The following is an 18,785-nucleotide window of genomic DNA, read 5'->3' as shown; positions in this document are numbered from 1 at the left end:
ATGCCTGGTATCCCGATCATGTTTCCCGAATTTCCCGATGATTTTCTCGGACAGCAAGCAGCAGCGTTCGAGCTTGGTGCCCAGGGCCTCAAGGAAGCCCTGGATCTGGCGTTGGATGACCTCAGGACCGATGCCTCTGACCCGTCAAAGCTAGCGGCCTACCAGACCGCGTTTTCGTCGTACACAGTATTCCGAAATGCCCAGACCAACACGGTCAAGGGCTTCAAGGACATCGACATGGCGATCATCCAGGCGGCCCGCTGACGCTGGCTTTTTTCGATTGGCCATCGCCGTGACGATGGCCATTTTTCATGAGTGCATCCTATGTCCATCCTCAGTGTTTCCCCTTCGCTTGTTCACGGCTCGACCTTCGTTGAACTGCGCGGTCCGCAGGAAGGCCCGGTCGTGTCACTGGAATCGCGCTTGATCGAGGCGTTTGCCGGTTCCGCCGTGGACAGCGGCCAGGAAGTCGCCGCGATCAATCAGTTGCTGCTGCGTCCGGATATCAGCGACCCTGAAGTATTGGCCCAGTTGCAGGAGATGACCGGGCAATACAACGTGGACATCAACTTGCTCAACGTGCTGGTGCGCAAGGCCGTAGGCACGGCAGAAACCTTGTTGCGTGCGTCATGAAAGCGGGCGTGGTGTTGCTGCTGTTGGGCCTGGCGCTGGCGGGGTGTCGCCAACCGAGCCTGCTTGAAGGGCTGGATCAGCAGCAGGCCAATGAAGTGCTTTCGGTCTTGCAACGCAACAACATCGCCGCGGTGAAAGTCGACGCCGGCAAAGCCGGTTATGCGGTGAAAATCGATCAGTCGGATTTTTCCGCCGCCGTCGATCTGCTCAACCTTTATTCGTTGCCGTCCCGGCCACGCCTGCAGGTTGCGGAGATGTTTCCCGCCGATTCCCTGGTGGCCTCGCCCCGCGCGGAAAAGGCCCGGTTGTATTCGGCGTTGGAGCAACGCATCGAACAGTCGCTGGCGGTGCTCGAAGGCGTGGTTTCCGCGCGGGTGCATGTCAGTTATGACCTGGATGCCGGTGAAGGCGGGCGCAAGTCCCCGCCTATCCATCTCTCGGCGGTGGTGCTGCATGAGCGCGATGTCGAACCGCAATTGCTGATCACCGACATCAAGCGTTTTCTCAAGAACAGTTTTGCGGCGGTGGAGTACGAGAACGTCTCGGTGGTGCTGTCCAAGCGCGCTCCCATCCAGCATGTCGCGCCAACGGTTATCGCAGCTCAGGGGCGTCCGAGTTGGCCGTGGTGGCTGGCGCTGATCGGCGGGTCGCTGTTGGCCGCTGGTGCCTGGGCCTATCGTCAGGCAAATGCGAGGCGGCGTGATGACGGACGTTGACTGCTTGCAGCAGATTCTCGCTGAGCCTTTGGGGTATCTGCATCCTCAGCGCCTGGTGGTGCCGGCTGGATTCGAGGGGGCCGAGGCGCGGAGCCTGCTCAACCGGATCGTGCTCGAAGGGCTGGCGATGCAAGGGCCTTGGCCATCGATGCCACTGACCGGCGTGGCGAAACAATGGGTTCGTCACTGGCGACGATTGCCTTATATCGCCTTGCTGATGGGCGCTTATCGTTTGCTGCCCGAGCTGGCACGAGGCGCTGCGCTGGGTTGCCTGCCGATGTCGGTTCGTCGTTTCGCGAGTTACAGCTTAGGGGGGCGAGGCGGTCTGCCGATCGACCGCTCACCTGTTGTCGTGGCCCAGGTTGAAGCGGCTGGCCTCAATGCGTTGTGGAGCTGGCACGAACAGGTTCCCGCCGCGCTGCTCGATCGTCTGGCATTGCAATTTTCCGAGGCGGTCGTGCGCTTGCATCGGCAATGGCCGCTCACGAAGCCCAATCCAAGCCTGTTCTTTCTGGCGGTGCAGCATGCTCGACTCTATCCGCTCCCTGACTGACCTGCCTGTGGGCGAGGACGCGCGCCTGGCGCGCGAGGACATCGCCGCTGCCCGTCGCCGCCAGCGCTTGCAGCGTGAGGCCCAACGCCGCGCCCGCGAGTGTGTCGAGCAGGCCCGGCGCGATGCCGAAGCGCTGCACGCCCAGGCGTTTCAACAGGGTTATGCCGAGGGCATTCTGCGCGCCGCAGGGCAACTGGCGGATGGTTTGCTGAAGTCGCAAACCTTGGGCATGCAATTGCTCCACGCGCTGGCTCGGGCCGCGCGTGATCTGCTCGCCGACGCCTTGAATCAGCCGCAATGGCTGGATGAAGCGCTGGAGCGTTGGCTGGCCGCACACCCGGTCGATTCGACCGCAGTCCTGCAGGTGCTGTTGCCGCTGCATTGCCGCCCGCGCGGCCATGAACTGCGGGACAGTTTGCGCCAGCAATGGGCCGGCGAACTGATTCTGGAGTATCACCCGCAGGACCGCTACGTGCTGCGGCTGGCGGATCAACTGCTGGAATTCGACGTTGAAACGATCCAGGAACGGTTGGCGCCCAGGTTGCTGGCGAGCATCACCGCCCTGCCGGAGTCGGTTCGCGCCCTGGACCAGGCATCGTTACAGACCCTGACGGACTTGTGCTCAAGCTTCGTCGAGCGCCCCACCGATTCCACGGCAACCGAGGTTCACCATGAAGATTGAAACCATGAGCGGTTCCAGCACGCTGGATCGCGGCGTCAGTCCGGCGGTGGAGACGCTGGAGGCGCGCCTGCTGGCTGCTGGTGAGCAAAGCAAACGTCCGGACCCTGAGTTCGAGCACTTGTATCAATTGCTGCTGGCCATGGAAGGGCAGGGCGAGAAGGCGATTCATGAGTTTCTTCGCACACTGCGTGGGGCGGACGGAGAAACCGCTGCGTACCCCACCGCGATGGCATTGAAGACGATCACGCAACAGGTATTGGTTCGGTTGAAGGACGAGGGCCTGGAAAAGTCGCAGCTCTATAAGGAAGTCCGCGGGGCCAATGGCCTGGCGTTTGCCATGGAAGTCTATGTATTGGGCGTTATGCGTGATGTGTTTCAGCCCATGGGGGATGACGCTTGGGAGAGGAGTGAGTGGTGATTGAAACCACGCGTCCCTGGCAGGCCTGCGAAGAAGTTGAGACCAGCGATAACCCTGTGGCGAGGGAGCTTGCTCCCGCTGGGCTGCGCAGCAGACCCAAGACGGGGGGCCGCTTCGCGCCCCAGCGGGAGCAAGCTCCCTCGCCACGGTTCGCCTTGCCTGACCGACCGGTGTCAGGCAAGGAACACGCCCTTTGCAAAGAAAAACTTATGCGGGCGTGCTGCGCGCGTTGACATAGGCCGTACCGGTACGCGCAGCGAACACCACGGCAGCGACCAACAAGTTGGCGATATGGTCCACCACTTCTTTCGGAATCGGCAGGGTCGAAAAGTAGCGGGAGGCCGAGATCACGACGCTCATGATGATTTGGCCTACAGAGGTTCGTATCGCATTGGTGGACAGGAGTTGATTGGCTGCTTGTTCGGCGGTGGGTATTCGGAAAGAGATGGGGGCGACCCGAAAACCCTCTTCCGAAGGTTCTTCTTGTAAGGCGTGCCCCGCTTCGCCCATGAACACTTGGCCGAAGACGTCGGCCCCGCCGTTGAGGAGACCCCGCAACATATCGTGTCCCAAAACTGGGATCAGGGACTCGACAATTTGCTTGGCTCGTTCCTCAACCGACAGATTTGCACCGGGTGCCGCATTGGCCTGTTGTTCCATCCAATTCGCAAGTTGAAAGGCCAAACCTTCTGACTCTGGCGGTAATGGCTGGTTACCCTGCGCCATGACATACCCGGGTCCGGAGTGTGGCGCGGTGTAGTTCATTCCAGTGAACGACAGGAACTGGAGCATGCCGTTCAGCAGGCCGGCGATGACCGTACCACCAGGGCTGGCTTTCGCATTGTCGCCGGTCGGGCAGAACAGGCTCACCAAATCCTGGGCAAACGTATAAAACGCCATTTGCGAGACGAAGGGGGCCAATGCAGGTAGTGCAGTGGGCACGGTGGCAGCAGCTGCGAAAGCCAGGACCGATAATACGAGTGTGACGAGACGTGCCGCGCGCGTTTCCCAGCTTGCCGTGTTATTGCACTCGTCCCTGATTGCGCCGAGGACATTCAGCAGTGGGCCAAGGCTCTGGACGACTGTGCTGATAACGCTGCGTGTCAGGGGGGAGGCGGCATTGGATTGGAGGGTTTTTTCCAGGGCGAACCCGGCCAGTTGCCTGATCACCGTGAGGGTGGCAGTGACCAGGCCGGTGCGTACGCTGGAAATGGTCAGGTTGCTGGCCCAGCGTCCGAGATCGCCTTCGAATTCATTGTTGACCAATTTGCCCAGTTGCTCGCCAAGGTATTCCAGGATGATTTGGCCGCGTCGTATGAACGTGTCGGATTCTGACGAATGACTTGAAGTTTCGAACTGTGCCAAGTTGGGAATATTCAGACCGATATCATCGGTGAGCACTGGGCCGTCAGGACCGCCGTCTAATTGCACTGTGATGGCGTCGATGAATTTCTGAGTGGCGTTGTCGGTGCTTCCCTTTTGCTCTGTTTCGATTTCGTGAAGGGCTTCCTCGACGCTCATCAGCGCGAACCTTAAGTTTTCTGAGGAAAGCGGGGCGATCTCCTCGGCAGGGATATGTGCATTGAACATCTCTATGGTGGTATGGGGTGAGCGGTCGTTTATCGTGATGGCAATGTCCGGACCGGCTTCATTTGGAATGGATCGAGCGACAGGTGAACCTGGGGAAGAAATAAGCATTTCCTGATCCTGCGTGGCGGAGGGCTACTGGGGCTGCAATGGCAGATGCAGGGATCTTTTGCAGGCTTTTGACGGTGCCAACTATCAAATAACGCTCCGAGGTGATGGCCCAGGGGGCTTGAGGCAAAGATGAACCTTCGAATGGCCAGGGTTCTCGCCGGTCGTCCTCCTGCCCGGTATAATCCCGACACTTTTTTATCGCCCCCAGAGAGTCAAACCCACCCATGTACACCCTGGCCCGTCAGCTGTTGTTCAAACTTTCCCCGGAAACCTCCCACGATCTGTCCCTGGACCTGATCGGCGCGGGTGGACGTTTGGGTCTCAACGGTTTGTTGTGCAAGGCGCCGGCGAACCTGCCAGTGACGGTCATGGGCCTGGAATTCCCCAACCCGGTCGGGTTGGCGGCGGGGCTGGACAAGAACGGTGCGGCCATCGACGGGTTCGCCCAACTGGGTTTCGGTTTCGTGGAAATCGGCACCGTCACCCCGCGCCCGCAGCCGGGTAATCCCAAGCCACGGCTTTTCCGTCTGCCCGAGGCCGAGGCGATCATCAACCGCATGGGCTTCAACAACCTGGGCGTCGACAATCTGCTGGCCCGGGTGGCCGCGGCCAAGTACAAGGGCGTGCTGGGCATCAACATCGGCAAGAATTTCGACACCCCGGTGGAGCGTGCCGTCGACGATTACCTGATCTGCCTGGACAAGGTCTACGCCCACGCCAGCTACGTGACCGTCAACGTCAGCTCGCCGAACACCCCGGGGCTGCGCAGCCTGCAATTCGGCGACTCCCTCAAGCAACTGCTGGCCGACCTGGCCCGGCGACGCGCCGAGCTGGCGGTGATGCATGGCCGGCATGTGCCGCTGGCGATCAAGATCGCCCCGGACATGACCGACGAAGAAACCTCCCAGGTCGCCCAGGCCCTGATCGAGACGGGCATGGACGCGGTGATCGCCACCAACACGACCCTGGGACGCGAAGGGGTCGAAGGGCTGGAGCATGGTGACGAGGCGGGTGGGTTGTCGGGAGCGCCGGTGCGTGACAAGAGCACTCATACCGTGAAGGTGCTGGCCGCCGAACTGTCGGGGCGCTTGCCGATCATTGCGGCGGGTGGGATTACCGAAGGCCGGCATGCCGCCGAGAAAATCACCGCCGGGGCGAGCCTGGTGCAGATTTATTCGGGCTTTATCTATAAAGGACCGGCGTTGATCCGTGAGTCGGTGGATGCGATCGCGGCGTTGCGTTGACTTAAGGCTGGGTGGAACCTTGTGGCGAGGGAGCTTGCTCCGCTGGATGTGGCGAGGGAGCTTGCTCCCGCTGGACTGCGCAGCAGTCCTGAAACCGGCTGATGCCATTTGCCTGGTTCACCGTGCAATGGCTTTTGGGGCTGCTGCGCAGCCCAGCGGGAGCAAGCTCCCTCGCCACAACGGTGTTCTCAGCTCAAGCAATGACATAAAGCCAAGGCATTATGTTCGCAGCTCAGGCAATTGCATAAAGCCCAGGCATTAAAAAGGGCTCCTCGAAGGAGCCCCCTGGGCCGTAGCCCGCCGTCCGGATGGGACGTGCGTGGTTAAATCGATATGGGTGTCAAATTGTCGAGTTCTTGAGTATTAAGCCCTGTGTCAGCCGACGGCGTGAAGTTCGTTGAGTCTATGGATACCCGCAGTGCCGGTCATACCGTCCCAGTTGTCGCCGCGTCCTTCTCGCCAGCCATTGATCCAGGCTTGACGTACCGACGGTAGAGTAAAGGGGCAAAGCTCACGGGATTTACCACCAACGCCATATTGGTAACCACGTAAAAATGCTCTTTCCAACGGATCACGCTTAAGTCTTCTCATAGGGTGTTGCCCTCACTTGTTGACTGTTACTTAGCGTCGACCTCTATCGAGGCCGGGGCAGAATCATTCTGCCGTTGGTGGCTCGTTGCCGGCGTGACGAGCCGAGGTGTTGACGCCGTTGCGACGTCAACCTGTGTTGAGTTCTAACCAAAGCGTCACATGGATGGAATGATCGTTTTGTCATAAGCACGTAACAATAAAGATGTTAGGGCGATAAGTAACTTGATGTTCGTTGACCGCTTTTGAGCAAGACCCCTGTATGATCGGCCCTGCGCCAAAGAGGGCGGCCTTCCCTCGAATGAGAATGTCCCCCTGTTGCACTCGGGTACTATTCGACGAAAGGGTCGAGTTTTCACAATTTGTTGCACAGAATTTTTTTTCTGCCTTCGCATCTAAGCTCTTTTAACCTGAGCGGCGAGGGTGGCACGGCACACTTTCGTGCCACGCGGGTGCTCTTGAGAAAAGCACCTGATTGAACCCGGCCCGGCAATGCGTTGCCCGGTCTACTTAGCCAAAGGCTCTGGAATCCCCATGTCCGATCGTTTCGAACTCTTCCTCACTTGCCCCAAGGGCCTCGAAGGCCTGCTCATCGAGGAAGCCGTCGGGCTTGGCCTTGAAGAAGCGCGCGAGCACACCTCGGCGGTGCGCGGCATGGCCGACATGGAAACGGCCTATCGCCTGTGCCTGTGGTCGCGCCTGGCCAACCGCGTGCTGCTGGTGCTCAAGCGCTTCCCGATGAAGGACGCCGAAGACCTCTACCACGGCGTGCTGGATGTTGACTGGCAAGACCACATGCTGGCCGATGGCACGCTGGCGGTGGAGTTCAGTGGCCATGGCTCGGGCATCGACAACACCCATTTCGGCGCCTTGAAAGTCAAGGACGCCATCGTCGACAAGCTGCGCACGCCGTCGGGCGAGCGACCGTCCATCGATAAGCTCAACCCCGACCTGCGCATCCACCTGCGCCTGGACCGCGGCGAAGCGATCCTCTCCCTCGACCTCTCCGGCCACAGCCTGCACCAGCGCGGCTATCGCTTGCAGCAAGGTGCCGCGCCGCTGAAGGAAAACCTCGCCGCCGCGATCCTGATCCGCGCCGGTTGGCCGCGCATTGCCGCTGAAGGCGGGGCGCTGGCCGACCCGATGTGCGGTGTGGGCACGTTCCTGGTAGAAGCCGGGATGATCGCCGCCGACATGGCGCCGAACCTGCGTCGCCAGCAGTGGGGCTTTACCGCCTGGCTCGGCCACGTGCCGGCGCTGTGGAAGAAACTCCACGAAGAGGCCACCGCTCGTGCTGAGGCCGGGTTGGCCAAGCCACCGTTGTGGATTCGCGGCTACGAAGCTGACCCACGGCTGATTCAACCGGGCCGCAACAACGTCGAACGTGCCGGCCTGAGCGAATGGATCAAGATCTATCAAGGCGAAGTCGCCACCTTCGAGCCGCGTCCGGACCAGAACCAGAAGGGCTTGGTGATCTGCAACCCGCCGTACGGCGAGCGCCTGGGCGATGAAGCCAGCCTGCTTTACCTCTACCAGAACCTTGGCGAACGCCTGCGCCAGGCCTGCTTGAACTGGGAGGCGGCGGTGTTCACTGGCGCGCCGGACCTGGGCAAGCGCATGGGCATTCGCAGTCACAAGCAGTATTCGTTCTGGAACGGCGCCTTGCCGTGCAAATTGCTGCTGATCAAGGTGTTGCCAGACCAGTTCGTCACGGGTGAGCGTCGCACCCCGGAACAACGTCAGGCCGAGCGCGAGCAGGCCGCCTACGATCAGGCCCCGGAAGTCCCGCAAGAGCGCCAGTACAACAAGAACGGTAACCCGATCAAACCGGCCCCGGCGCCAGCCCCCGTCGTGGAGCAGGCGCGGTTGAGCGAAGGCGGGCAGATGTTCGCCAATCGCCTGCAAAAGAACCTCAAGTTGCTGAGTAAGTGGGCCAAGCGTGAAGGGGTGGACTGCTACCGGGTCTACGATGCCGACATGCCGGAATACTCCATGGCCATTGACCTGTACCACGATTGGGTACACGTCCAGGAATACGTCGCGCCAAAATCCATCGACCCGGAAAAGGCTTCGGCCCGGTTGTTCGACGCCCTGGCGGCGATTCCCCAGGCGCTGAACGTGGATAAGAGCCGCGTGGTGATCAAGCGTCGCGAGCGCCAGAGCGGCACCAAGCAGTATGAGCGCCAGAGTGCCCAGGGCAAGTTCACCGAGGTCAACGAAGGTGGCGTGAAGCTGCTGGTCAACCTCACCGATTACCTGGATACCGGACTGTTTCTCGACCATCGACCGATGCGCCTGCGGATCCAGAAAGAAGCCGCCGGCAAGCGCTTCCTCAACCTGTTCTGCTATACCGCGACCGCCAGCGTCCATGCGGCCAAGGGCGGGGCGCGGAGCACCACCAGCGTCGACCTGTCGAAAACCTACTTGGATTGGGCACGCCGCAACCTGTCGCTCAATGGTTTTTCGGAGAAGAACCGCCTGGAGCAGGGCGATGTGATGGCTTGGCTTGAGGCCAGCCGTGACGAGTACGACCTGATCTTCATCGACCCGCCGACCTTCTCCAATTCCAAGCGCATGGAAGGCATCTTTGACGTGCAGCGTGACCATGTCCAATTGCTGGACCTGGCCATGGCGCGCCTGGCGCCTGGCGGCGTGCTGTATTTCTCCAACAACTTCCGCAAGTTCCAGCTCGAGGACAACCTCGGCGAGCGTTATGCGGTGGAAGAGATCACCGCCAAGACGATTGATCCGGATTTTGCCCGCAACGGCAAGATCCACCGCGCCTGGAAGATCATGGCGCGTTGAGTCGGGGCTGATTGGATCCACGAAGCCTTGTAATTCAAGGCTTCTAGCCTCGTTGGGGACTGGCTAAAGTGATGGCGAATAGCTATAACTTAGGCTGTGTCCAGGGCTGTGCCTATGCCTGGTTCCTTTCTGAGTTGTGTTTATGGCATTGCATCAGGTGCGTCCCAGGATCCTGGGCTTTATCAGCGAAGACGTGTCGGCCTGGCTGGTCGCTTCGCTGGTCCTGCTGGCCGGTATGTTCCTGACCGGGTTGCTGACTTGGGCGATGATGAATCTGTTCCACCAGCAACTGCGCCAGCGCTTCGAGCTGCAAGCCGAGGAGCGTTTCAGCCGCATCGAGGAACACTTCCAGGACCAGGAGCAACGCCTCGACAGCCTCAGGCGTTTCTTTGCCAACTCTGAAGATGTCTCCAACAACGAATTCCGTGGTTACGCTGACGTGCTATTGCGCCGTATCCGGGCGTTCGCCTGGGCGCCCAGGGTGCTGCGCGACGAACGGCAATCGTTCGAACGACAAGCGCAAGCCGACGGGGCCACTCAATTCACGATCCGCGAGCCGGACGGTAGCGGTGGCCTGCGACAGGCCGCCGAACGGGATGAATACGCACCGCTGCGCTACATCCAGAGCCAGGCTTCCTACGGGACACCGCTGGGCCTGGACCTGCTTTCCGAACCCTTGCGCCGTGCCACCGTTGAGCGGGCCCGCCAGCGAGGCGGGCCGGTGGTTTCGCAGCCATTGGACCTGATGGGCGCCGACCCGGTATTTGCCCGGGGAGTACTGTTGGTTGCGCCGGTCACCCGGGAGTCGGCCAGCGAACCGTTCGGGTACGTGGTGGCGGCCATCAGCATGCGGCAATTGGCGGGTGATGGGCTGCCAGCGTCCAGTCACGACAATCTGTCGATGCGTGTCATGGACCTGTCTACCGAAAACGCGGAGGAGGCGCTGTTCGAATCCCACAACCCGCCGGGCCGTAGCGATTTGTCGGCGACTCGCCTGTTGCGCCTGGCCGATCGCGACTACCGGGTGGAGTTGCGGCCCAGCCGGGTGTTCCTGTCCACCAATCATTCTTCGGTCACCAGTATGGTGATACTTGGCGGCTTGCTCAGCCTGCTGCTCAGCGTCTTGCTCTATGTACTGGTCAGCCAGCGGCAGCGGGCCTTGAAACTGGTAGAGCAACGCACCCGTGAACTACGCGCCCGGGAGCAGGAGCTGCGCGGTACCCATGGGCAGTTGCGTGGTGTGCTGGATGCCGCGACTCAGGTCGCGATCATCGCCACGGACCTGCGCGGCGTCATCACCACCTTCAACGCCGGTGCCGAGCAGATGCTCGGCTACCCGAGCTGCGAGGTCCTGCAGAGCATGACCCTGGAAAGCCTGCATGTACCGCGCGAACTCCAGGCCCGCGCCGCCCAACTCGGCGCGCGCTTTGGCAAGCCGATTCCGGCGTGCCACGCGATGTTGCTCGAGGGCGGCGAACAGGGCGGGCAGCAGGCGCGGGAGTGGACCCTGGTGCGCCGCGATGGCAGCCACCTGACCGTGAACATGCTCGCCACACCGATGCTCGATGACCAGGGACTGTGGATCGGGCACCTGGCGATCTGCATCGACATCACCGAACGCAAGCGCGTCCACGAAGCGTTGGCTGCCCGTGATGTGTTGCTGAAAAAGCTCAGTGCCCACGTGCCCGGGGGGATCTACCAGTTCAAAATGGATTTCAACGGTCGCTTCAGCGTGATCTATGCCAGCGACGGCATTCGCGACATCTATGAATTGGAACCCGATGTGCTGGTGCAGAACGCCGAGGCGATTTTCTCGCGCATTCACCCGTTGGACAGCACGCGTGTCCGCGCTTCGATTCGCGCTTCGGCCCACACCTTGAGCCCGTGGCGGGAAGAGTACCGGGTGCAACTGCCCTTGCGCGGCCTGCGTTGGGTACGCGGCGAGGCCACGCCCGAGGAGCTGCCCGGCGGCGGGGTGTTGTGGCACGGGTATATCTCGGATATTTCCGACCTCAAGCGCGTGGAAGAAGAGCTGCGGGCCTTGTCCGTGACCGACGCGCTGACCGGTATTCGCAATCGCCGCTATTTCCAGGAGCGCCTGACTTCGGAGATGGCTCGGGTCGAGCGCGGTTCCGGAGGACTGGCGGTCATCATGCTCGACATTGACCACTTCAAGCGCATCAACGACCAGCATGGCCACGCAGTGGGCGACCGGGTGTTGCAGGCCGTCTGCCAGCGTGTCGCCCAACGGTTGCGGCGCACCGATGTGTTCTGCCGGCTGGGGGGCGAAGAGTTCGTGGTGCTGTGTCCGGACACTGACAGCGACAGCGCTTACACCTTGGCATTGGAGCTGTGGGAAGGCTTGCGGGCGGCGCCCATCGAGGGAGTGGGGTTTGTCACCGCCAGCTTCGGTATCGCCACCTGGCGCGCCGGGGAGGGCGCCGATGCGTTGCTGCTAAGGGCTGACTCGGGCGTGTATGCGGCCAAGCAGGCCGGGCGGGATCGGGTTGAGGTGCAGTTGGGTTAGCCACTTAGGCTGGGTATAGGGGGCGAAGAGTGGGAGCGAGCAAGCCCGCGCCCACACTGTTTTCCAGAGCCGCTGAAATTGCGGCGAATCAAGAGATTAGAGCACGGAAGCCGTCTGCGGCAGTTTCGGCTGGCGGTACAGGTCCAGCAGCACCTGGTCCAGCACCGACGAAGCGCCCCAAGGTTTCGGATCGTTGAGAATCGCCACCACCGCCCAGGTGTTGCCATTGATGTCACGGCTGTAGCCGGCGATGGCGCGGACGGTGTTCAGGGTGCCGGTCTTGACATGGGCTTCGCCGGCCATGGCGGTGGTCTTCAGGCGTTTGCGCATGGTGCCGTCGGTGCCGGCAATCGGCATCGAACTGATGAACTCGGCCGAGTACGGGCTGCGCCAGGCGGCTTGCAGCATGGCCGCCATTTCCCGGGCGCTGACCCGTTCGGCGCGGGACAGGCCGGAGCCGTTCTCCATCACCAGGTGCGGCGCGGTGATGCCTTTCTTGGCCAACCACTGGCGCACCACCCGTTGCGCGGCCTTGGCGTCATCACCGTCGGCTTCGTTACGGAACTGTGCGCCGAGGCTCAGGAACAACTGCTGGGCCATGGTGTTGTTACTGTATTTGTTGATGTCGCGGATGATCTCCGCCAGGTCCGGGGAGAATGCCCGGGCCAGCACCTTGGCGTTGCTCGGGGTCGCGGCCAGGCGGTCCGTGCCCTGGATGCTGCCGCCCAGCTCTTTCCAGATCGCCCGCACCGCTCCTGCGGTGTAGGTAGCATGGTCCAGCAGCGACAGGTAGGTCTGGGAGCTGCAACCGTCACCGAGCTGGCCGCCGACGGTCACCGTCACGCTGCCGTCCGTCTGGGCCACCGGGTTGTAGCGCACACCGCCGGCGCATTGCTTGGAGTTGACGGCCTTGACCTGATTGTCGATGCGAATGCTCGCAATTGGCGGCTCCACCGACACCAGTACCCGGCCGCCGTCATTGCGGGCGACGAAGCGCAGGGCCTTGAGGTTGACCAGCAACGAGTCGGGCTTGACCAGGAACGGTTTGTTTTCGTCGTTGCCGTCGTCGTTGAATTCGGGCAGTTGCGGCTGGATGAAGAAGCCGCGGTCCAGCACCAGGTCGCCGGTGACCTGCTGCACGCCGTTGGCCCGCAGGTCGCGCATCAGCAGCCAGAGTTTTTCCATGTTCAGCTTGGGATCGCCGCCGCCCTTGAGGTACAGGTTGCCGTTGAGGATCCCGCCGCTGAGAGTGCCATCGGTGTAGAACTCGGTTTTCCACTGGTGATTGGGGCCGAGCATTTCCAGGGCCGCGTAGGTGGTCACCAGTTTCATGGTGGACGCTGGATTGACCGAAACGTCGGCGTTGTACAGGGTCGGGGTGCCGGGGCCATTGAGCGGCACCATCACCAGGGACAGGGCGTCATTCTGCAGTTTGCTGGCCTTGAGGGCTTTTTGCACATTGGGCGACAGGGCAGTGTTGATCGTGGCGGCGTGGGCGGTGACAGGGAGGGCCAGGGGAAGAAGAAGGCTGGCCAGAAGCAGTGGACGCAAAGATTTGATCATTTGTAATAAAACCCTACGGGCGAGGGGGAAAAGACGAGGACATGAAAATGAACGCCCTCAACGGTCATGAAAGTGTCGGCATTATGCCCCAAGCCGCAACGGCTGGGGCCGTGCCTGATCCCTTCGGCCGCTATTTTTTACCGACGGTAGGTCGATACACCCGATCAGTCGGGCAAACGACGCACCAAACTGGTAAAGTGCCGGCCGTTATTACTTATGAGGATTGTTCCAATGGCGACTAACCGTTCCCAGCGTCTGCGCAAAAAACTGTGCGTGGATGAATTTCAAGAGCTGGGTTTCGAACTGAACCTGGATTTCAAAGAAGATCTGGCCGATGAGGCTATTGACGCTTTCCTCGACGCTTTCCTGAAAGAAGCCATGGAAGCCAACGGCCTGGGCTACGTCGGCGGCGACGACTACGGTCTGGTTTGCCTGCAGAAGCGTGGTTCGGTTTCCGAAGAGCAGCGCGCTACCGTTGAAGCCTGGCTCAAGGCGCGTCCTGAGCTGACCAGCGTTGAAGTGAGCCCGCTGATGGACGTCTGGTACCCGGAAAAGCCGATCAACCCGGTCGCTTGATGGTCCGATGATGTTCCGAAACCGGCTGCCCGTTTGGGGGCCGGTTTTTTTGTGCCTGTCTGTTGGGTATTGAGTGACCTTCAGGCCGCTATCGCGAGCAAGCTCGCGATGCTTTCAGGCGTTGCGCCAGTTCAGAATCACCAGGGTCAACACCCCCGCCACGATCCCCCAGAACGCTGAGCCGATGGAGAACAGCGTCAGCCCCGACGCCGTGACCATGAAGGTGATCAACGCCGCTTCCCGCTCCTTCACTTCGCTCATGGCGATGCTCAAGCCATTGATGATCGACCCGAACAGCGCCAAGGCCGCGATGGACAGCACCAGTTCCTTGGGCAGCGCCGCGAACAACGCCGCCAGCGTGGCGCCAAACACCCCGGCAATCCCGTAGAAAATCCCACACCAGACCGCCGCCGTGTAGCGCTTGTTGCGATCTTCGTGGGCGTGGGGGCCGGTGCAGATCGCCGCGCTGATGGCCGCCAGGTTGATGCCGTGGGAGCCGAACGGCGCCAGCAGTAGCGAAGCGATGCCGGTGCTGGTGATCAGCGGCGAGGCCGGTACGTTGTAGCCGTCGGCCCGCAGCACGGCGATGCCGGGCATGTTCTGCGAGGTCATTGCCACCACGAACAACGGAATGCCGATGCTGATGGTGGCCGCCAGGGAAAAGTGCGGCGTGGTCCACACCGGTGTCGCGACTTCCAGGGCAAAGCCGCTGAAGTCCAGCAGCCCCAACAGGCCCGACAGCGCCGTACCGATCAACAATGCCGCCAGTACCGCATAGCGGGGCGACAGGCGCTTGACGATCAGGTAGGTGAAAAACATCCCCAGCACCAGGCCGGTGCGATGCTGGGTGGCGACAAAGATCTCGCTGCCGATCTTGAACAGGATCCCCGCCAGCAACGCCGCCGCCAGCGAGGCCGGGATGCGCTTGACCAGGCGCTCGAAACTGCCGGTCAGGCCACAGATCGTCACCAATACTGCACAGGTGATATAGGCGCCGATAGCCTCGCCATAACTCACGCCACCCAGACTGGTGATCAGCAGCGCTGCGCCGGGTGTCGACCAGGCGATGGTGATCGGTGTGCGATAGCGCAGCGATAGCCCGATGGAACACACCGCCATGCCGATGGAAATTGCCCAGATCCACGAAGAAATTTGTCCGCTGGTCAGCCCGGCTGCCTGCCCGGCCTGGAACATCAGCACCAGGGAACTGGTGTAGCCGGTCATCATCGCGATGAACCCGGCGACGATGGCCGAGGGTGAGGTGTCGGCGAATGGACGAAGTGGCGTGGTCGTGACTTCGGTCATGGTGGACGATGATCCTTATTATAAATTGGCAGAATCTGAAGCAGCCCGGTGGCGAGGGAGCTTGCTCCCGCTGGGTGGCGCAGCCGCCCCAAAACCAGCCGATGCGGTGGGTCAGGCCATACGGCGTCGGTCTGTTTGGGCGTGCTCCGCACGCCAGCGGGAGCAAGCTCCCTCGCCACAGGGTTTTGGTTTTAAGCCTAAACTCAACGCAGTAGCCGATTGCAATACAGCCATGCCCGCAAACAGCCGTACAGTCGTGTTGCCATCAGAGGTTGTGTACAATCGCCGTGTCATTTACGCGATACTTGCCAGCGACCCGCTGTGCCGTATTACAGTCACGGTCAATTCGCCGCCGTTTTCCCGACCCGAGTGCCCATGAACGAACAGTTGCAACCCCTCAAGAAACAACCGCGAGCCGGTAAAGCCGGCCGCAGCGGAACCCAGGACGATATTGTCTATGCGCATATCTTCGAGGCCATCCTCGAACAACGCCTGGCGCCCGGTACCAAGTTGAGCGAAGAGGCACTGGGGGAGATTTTCGGGGTCAGCCGCACGATCATTCGTCGGGCGCTGTCACGCCTGGCCCACGAAGGCGTGGTGTTGCTGCGGCCCAACCGCGGCGCCGTGGTGGCCAGCCCGAGTGTCGAAGAGGCTCGCCAGGTCTTCATGGCCCGGCGCCTGGTGGAAAGGGCGATCACCGAATTGGCGGTGCAGCATGCCACGGCTGAACAATTGGCTGAGCTGCGGCAGATGGTCAGCGACGAACGCGACAGTTTCTCCCGTGGCGACCGCGGCGCCGGCATCCGTTTGTCGGGCGAGTTCCACCTCAAGCTGGCCGAAGCGGCGAAGAACGCCCCGCTGATCAGCTTCCAGCGCAGCCTCGTGTCCCAGACATCGCTGATTATCGCCCAGTACGAAAGCGGCAACCGTTCCCACTGTTCCTATGACGAACACACTCAGTTGATCGACGCCATCGAGGCCCGCGATGCCACACTGGCCGTCGACCTGATGATGCATCACATGGACCACATCGATAGCAAGCTCAACCTCGACGAGGAAAGCGCTTCGGATGACTTGCATGCGGTGTTCTCGCATTTGTTGCAGAGCAAGAAACCGGGGCGGTCGACCGCTAAGCTTTGAGGGGTTGAATCAGCCTGATCGTTCCCACGCTCTGGGAACGCAGCCCGGGACGCTCCGCGTCCCAAAGCCGAACGCAGAGCGTCCGTTGAGGCATTGCCACGCAGAGCGTGGGAACGATCAAAAATCTACCGCTGATGCACCAATTTACCGGCCGCATACGTCTGCGCCACCGTCCGGTCATCCCCCAGCGTCATCAGCACGAACAACCGCTCGGCAATGTCCTTGGCCTGCTTGAGGCGATAGCCCAGCAGCGGCGTGGCGTTGTAGTCCAAAACCAGGAAATCCGCATCCGTACCCGGCTGCAAGGTCCCGATCCGGTCTTCCAGGCGCAGGGCCCGGGCGCCGCCGAGGGTGGCCAGGTACAGTGACTTGAACGGGCTCAGCCGCGCGCCCTGCAGCTGCATCACCTTGTAGGCTTCGTTGAGGGTTTGCAGCAGCGAAAAACTGGTGCCGCCGCCCACATCCGTGCCCAACCCCACGTTCACCTTGTGTTTTTCGGCCATCGGCAGGTTGAACAGGCCGCTGCCCAGGAAAAAGTTCGAGGTCGGGCAGAAGGCGATGGCCGAACCGGTCTCGGCCAGGCGAGCGCATTCGTCGTCGCACAGGTGCACGCCATGGGCGAACACCGAGCGTTCGCCGAGCAGTTGGTAGTGGTCGTAGACGTCCAGGTAACCCTTGCGCTCCGGGAACAGCTCTTTGACCCACTGTACTTCCTGCAGGTTTTCACTGATGTGGGTCTGCATGTACAAATCGGGATATTCCCCCAGCAACTGACCGGCCAGGGTCAATTGCTCCGCAGTGCTGGTGGGCGCGAAGCGTGGGGTCACCGCGTAGTGCAGGCGGCCCTTGCCGTGCCAGCGCTCGATCAGCGCCTTGCTCTCGGTGTAGCTGGATTCGGCTGTGTCGACCAGGTAGTCCGGGGCGTTGCGGTCCATCATCACTTTGCCGGCGATCATCCGCAGGTCGAGCTTCTGGGCCACTTCAAAAAACGAATTCACCGATTGCGGGTGCACGCTGCCGAACACCAGCGCGGTGGTGGTGCCGTTGCGCAGCAGTTCCTTGACGAAAATATCGGCCACGGCATCGGCGTGGGCCTTGTCGGCGAACTGGCTTTCGCAGGGGAAGGTGTAGGTGTTGAGCCAGTCCAGCAATTGCTCGCCATAGGCGCCGACCATGCCGGTCTGCGGCAAGTGGATGTGGGTGTCGATCAAGCCGGGGGTGATCAGCGCATCCGGGTAATGAGTGACTTCGATGTCAGTTGCCAGGGTCGGCAGCAGGTCACGGGCGTGGCCGATGGCGCTGATCTGGCCGTTTTCCACCACCAGCAAACCGTCTTCGAAATATTCATAGGACGCCTCGATACCGACTTCGGCCGGGTCGGCGAGGCTGTGGAGCAGGGCGGCGCGGTAGGCTTTGCGTGTCAGGGGCATGGGAATTCTCAACGAGTGTTCAACGGTTCGCCTGGCTGCGGCGCGAGGCCGGCAGCAGCTTGGCGATCGGTTCGGCGCGGGCGGTGTGCTGGCCGAAATTCGCGTTATAGGTGGCGATGATTTCGCCGGCGATGGAGATGGCGATTTCCACAGGCAACTTGCCTTTGACTTCGCCGATGCCCATGGGGCAACGCATGCGTTGCAAGGCGGCGCTGTCGAAACCACGATCACGCAGGCGATGCTCGAACTTGACCCGTTTGGTCTTCGAACCGATCAGGCCGAAGTAGGCAAAGTCGTTGCGCTTGAGGATCGCGGCGCTCAGTTCCAGGTCGAGCTGATGATTGTGGGTCATGACGATGCAGTAGCTGCCGGCGGGCAAGTCGTCGACTTCGTCCAGTGGCTCTTCGCTGACGATCTTGTGCACGCCATGGGGCAGGTGTTCGGGAAACTCCGCCTCCCGCGAATCGATCCAGCGCACTTTGCAGGGCAGGCTCGCCAGCAGCGGCACCAGGGCGCGGCCGACGTGGCCGGCGCCGAACACGGCGATTTGCGCCTGGACCTGGCCCATGGGTTCGAACAGCAACACGGTGACGCCGCCGCAGCACTGGCCCAGGCTCGCACCGAGGCTGAAGCGCTCCAGATGGGTGTTCTGCTGGCCGCTGGCGAGCATGTGCCGGGCGATTTCCATGGCCTTGTATTCCAGGTGCCCGCCACCGATGGTGTCGAACGTCTGGCTGGCGCTGATGACCATCTTCGAACCGGCGTTGCGTGGGGTGGAGCCGAGTTCTTCGATGATCGTCACCAGCACGCAGGGTTCGCCGCGGGTTTGCAGGTCGGCGAGGGCGCTGATCCAGTTGTACATATTCACCTCGACATCTGACTGATCGTTCCCACGCTCTGCGTGGGA

General features: G+C 61.5%; 18 protein-coding genes. 12 read left to right on the top strand and 6 right to left on the bottom strand.

Features of this window, described 5'->3' with window-relative positions:
• From sctF to BLT00_RS27825, 6 genes are read left to right on the top strand one after another with little or no spacing between them, the layout of a single operon-like run.
• On the top strand, positions 1-264 hold the full coding sequence (sctF, locus tag BLT00_RS27850; protein ID WP_092148508.1) for a type III secretion system needle filament subunit SctF: 264 nt from the start codon (positions 1-3) through the stop codon (positions 262-264).
• Between the two features lie 60 nt (positions 265-324).
• Positions 325-633: a type III secretion system inner rod subunit SctI gene (sctI, locus tag BLT00_RS27845; protein ID WP_092148505.1), complete on the top strand. Its 309-nt coding sequence runs from the start codon at positions 325-327 to the stop codon at positions 631-633.
• On the top strand, positions 630-1,349 hold the full coding sequence (locus tag BLT00_RS27840) for an EscJ/YscJ/HrcJ family type III secretion inner membrane ring protein (protein WP_092148502.1): 720 nt from the start codon (positions 630-632) through the stop codon (positions 1,347-1,349). Before sctI ends, BLT00_RS27840 begins: the two co-directional genes overlap by 4 nt.
• Before the next feature lie 4 nt (positions 1,350-1,353).
• The gene (locus BLT00_RS27835; RefSeq protein WP_256572797.1) at positions 1,354-1,902 is read left to right on the top strand and encodes a secretion system protein; all 549 of its coding nucleotides are present in this window, start codon (positions 1,354-1,356) and stop codon (positions 1,900-1,902) included.
• Positions 1,874-2,584, top strand: coding sequence for an oxygen-regulated invasion protein OrgB (locus BLT00_RS27830; protein ID WP_092148496.1), 711 nt, complete (start codon positions 1,874-1,876; stop codon positions 2,582-2,584). Before BLT00_RS27835 ends, BLT00_RS27830 begins: the two co-directional genes overlap by 29 nt.
• Entirely contained in the window at positions 2,574-3,002 is a 429-nt protein-coding gene (locus BLT00_RS27825; RefSeq protein ID WP_175456245.1) for a hypothetical protein, read from the top strand. The genes BLT00_RS27830 and BLT00_RS27825 overlap by 11 nt, the downstream gene beginning before the upstream one ends.
• 207 nt (positions 3,003-3,209) lie before the next feature.
• On the opposite strand, the gene BLT00_RS27820 is transcribed toward BLT00_RS27825, so the two are convergent.
• Positions 3,210-4,700, bottom strand: a complete 1,491-nt coding sequence (locus BLT00_RS27820) for a hypothetical protein (protein ID WP_256572796.1) — start codon at positions 4,698-4,700, stop codon at positions 3,210-3,212.
• A gap of 224 nt (positions 4,701-4,924) precedes the next feature.
• Between BLT00_RS27820 and BLT00_RS27815 the strand changes: the two genes are divergently transcribed.
• Positions 4,925-5,944, top strand: coding sequence for a quinone-dependent dihydroorotate dehydrogenase (locus BLT00_RS27815; RefSeq protein ID WP_092148490.1), 1,020 nt, complete (start codon positions 4,925-4,927; stop codon positions 5,942-5,944).
• A gap of 375 nt (positions 5,945-6,319) precedes the next feature.
• On the opposite strand, the gene rmf is transcribed toward BLT00_RS27815, so the two are convergent.
• Positions 6,320-6,535: a ribosome modulation factor gene (rmf, locus tag BLT00_RS27810; RefSeq protein ID WP_003223300.1), complete on the bottom strand. Its 216-nt coding sequence runs from the start codon at positions 6,533-6,535 to the stop codon at positions 6,320-6,322.
• Between the two features lie 531 nt (positions 6,536-7,066).
• Here rmf and rlmKL point away from each other — a divergent pair.
• Both rlmKL and BLT00_RS27800 read left to right on the top strand, forming a co-directional pair.
• Positions 7,067-9,337 carry a bifunctional 23S rRNA (guanine(2069)-N(7))-methyltransferase RlmK/23S rRNA (guanine(2445)-N(2))-methyltransferase RlmL gene (rlmKL, locus tag BLT00_RS27805; protein ID WP_092148487.1) on the top strand — a complete coding sequence of 757 codons (2,271 nt, stop codon included), beginning with the start codon at positions 7,067-7,069 and terminating at the stop codon, positions 9,335-9,337.
• Between the two features lie 142 nt (positions 9,338-9,479).
• Positions 9,480-11,864 carry a sensor domain-containing diguanylate cyclase gene (locus BLT00_RS27800; RefSeq protein ID WP_092148484.1) on the top strand — a complete coding sequence of 795 codons (2,385 nt, stop codon included), beginning with the start codon at positions 9,480-9,482 and terminating at the stop codon, positions 11,862-11,864.
• Positions 11,865-11,960: 96 nt separating this feature from the next.
• Here the strand turns inward: BLT00_RS27800 and dacB are convergent, their stop codons facing one another.
• Positions 11,961-13,427 carry a D-alanyl-D-alanine carboxypeptidase/D-alanyl-D-alanine endopeptidase gene (gene dacB, locus BLT00_RS27795; RefSeq protein ID WP_092148481.1) on the bottom strand — a complete coding sequence of 489 codons (1,467 nt, stop codon included), beginning with the start codon at positions 13,425-13,427 and terminating at the stop codon, positions 11,961-11,963.
• A gap of 41 nt (positions 13,428-13,468) precedes the next feature.
• Here dacB and BLT00_RS31615 point away from each other — a divergent pair, with 41 nt between their 5' ends.
• Complete coding sequence (locus BLT00_RS31615; RefSeq protein ID WP_139197675.1) at positions 13,469-13,669, top strand: hypothetical protein; 201 nt, start codon at positions 13,469-13,471, stop codon at positions 13,667-13,669.
• Complete coding sequence (locus BLT00_RS27790) at positions 13,659-14,003, top strand: YggL family protein (protein WP_092148478.1); 345 nt, start codon at positions 13,659-13,661, stop codon at positions 14,001-14,003. Before BLT00_RS31615 ends, BLT00_RS27790 begins: the two co-directional genes overlap by 11 nt.
• 114 nt (positions 14,004-14,117) lie before the next feature.
• On the opposite strand, the gene BLT00_RS27785 is transcribed toward BLT00_RS27790, so the two are convergent.
• On the bottom strand, positions 14,118-15,308 hold the full coding sequence (locus tag BLT00_RS27785; RefSeq protein WP_092148475.1) for a benzoate/H(+) symporter BenE family transporter: 1,191 nt from the start codon (positions 15,306-15,308) through the stop codon (positions 14,118-14,120).
• A gap of 375 nt (positions 15,309-15,683) precedes the next feature.
• Here BLT00_RS27785 and BLT00_RS27780 point away from each other — a divergent pair, with 375 nt between their 5' ends.
• A complete protein-coding gene (locus BLT00_RS27780; RefSeq protein WP_003183531.1) occupies positions 15,684-16,448 on the top strand; it encodes a GntR family transcriptional regulator in 765 nt (254 codons plus the stop codon).
• 125 nt (positions 16,449-16,573) lie between these two features.
• Here the strand turns inward: BLT00_RS27780 and guaD are convergent, their stop codons facing one another.
• Together guaD and xdhC are read right to left on the bottom strand one after the other, a co-directional pair.
• Positions 16,574-17,878, bottom strand: a complete 1,305-nt coding sequence (gene guaD / locus BLT00_RS27775) for a guanine deaminase (RefSeq protein WP_092148472.1) — start codon at positions 17,876-17,878, stop codon at positions 16,574-16,576.
• Positions 17,879-17,897: 19 nt separating this feature from the next.
• Entirely contained in the window at positions 17,898-18,740 is an 843-nt protein-coding gene (gene xdhC, locus BLT00_RS27770) for a xanthine dehydrogenase accessory protein XdhC (protein WP_092148469.1), read from the bottom strand.
• Positions 18,741-18,785: the final 45 nt, after the last annotated feature.

Source organism: Pseudomonas sp. NFACC51 (genome assembly GCF_900103575.1).
Classification (GTDB): domain Bacteria; phylum Pseudomonadota; class Gammaproteobacteria; order Pseudomonadales; family Pseudomonadaceae; genus Aquipseudomonas; species Aquipseudomonas fluorescens_Q.
This window is presented reverse-complemented; position numbering and strand designations above follow the sequence as displayed.

Bases quoted from the DNA above. Each gene is read 5' to 3' on its own strand.
- sctF (WP_092148508.1), top strand. From the start codon at position 1: ATGCCTGGTATCCCGATCATGTTTCCCGAATTTCCCGATGATTTTCTC.
- sctI (WP_092148505.1), top strand. From the start codon at position 325: ATGTCCATCCTCAGTGTTTCCCCTTCGCTTGTTCACGGCTCGACCTTC.
- BLT00_RS27840 (WP_092148502.1), top strand. From the start codon at position 630: ATGAAAGCGGGCGTGGTGTTGCTGCTGTTGGGCCTGGCGCTGGCGGGG.
- BLT00_RS27830 (WP_092148496.1), top strand. From the start codon at position 1,874: ATGCTCGACTCTATCCGCTCCCTGACTGACCTGCCTGTGGGCGAGGAC.
- BLT00_RS27825 (WP_175456245.1), top strand. From the start codon at position 2,574: ATGAAGATTGAAACCATGAGCGGTTCCAGCACGCTGGATCGCGGCGTC.
- BLT00_RS27820 (WP_256572796.1), bottom strand. From the start codon at position 4,700: ATGCTTATTTCTTCCCCAGGTTCACCTGTCGCTCGATCCATTCCAAAT.
- BLT00_RS27815 (WP_092148490.1), top strand. From the start codon at position 4,925: ATGTACACCCTGGCCCGTCAGCTGTTGTTCAAACTTTCCCCGGAAACC.
- rmf (WP_003223300.1), bottom strand. From the start codon at position 6,535: ATGAGAAGACTTAAGCGTGATCCGTTGGAAAGAGCATTTTTACGTGGT.
- rlmKL (WP_092148487.1), top strand. From the start codon at position 7,067: ATGTCCGATCGTTTCGAACTCTTCCTCACTTGCCCCAAGGGCCTCGAA.
- BLT00_RS27800 (WP_092148484.1), top strand. From the start codon at position 9,480: ATGGCATTGCATCAGGTGCGTCCCAGGATCCTGGGCTTTATCAGCGAA.
- dacB (WP_092148481.1), bottom strand. From the start codon at position 13,427: ATGATCAAATCTTTGCGTCCACTGCTTCTGGCCAGCCTTCTTCTTCCC.
- BLT00_RS31615 (WP_139197675.1), top strand. From the start codon at position 13,469: ATGAAAATGAACGCCCTCAACGGTCATGAAAGTGTCGGCATTATGCCC.
- BLT00_RS27790 (WP_092148478.1), top strand. From the start codon at position 13,659: ATGGCGACTAACCGTTCCCAGCGTCTGCGCAAAAAACTGTGCGTGGAT.
- BLT00_RS27785 (WP_092148475.1), bottom strand. From the start codon at position 15,308: ATGACCGAAGTCACGACCACGCCACTTCGTCCATTCGCCGACACCTCA.
- BLT00_RS27780 (WP_003183531.1), top strand. From the start codon at position 15,684: ATGAACGAACAGTTGCAACCCCTCAAGAAACAACCGCGAGCCGGTAAA.
- guaD (WP_092148472.1), bottom strand. From the start codon at position 17,878: ATGCCCCTGACACGCAAAGCCTACCGCGCCGCCCTGCTCCACAGCCTC.
- xdhC (WP_092148469.1), bottom strand. From the start codon at position 18,740: ATGTACAACTGGATCAGCGCCCTCGCCGACCTGCAAACCCGCGGCGAA.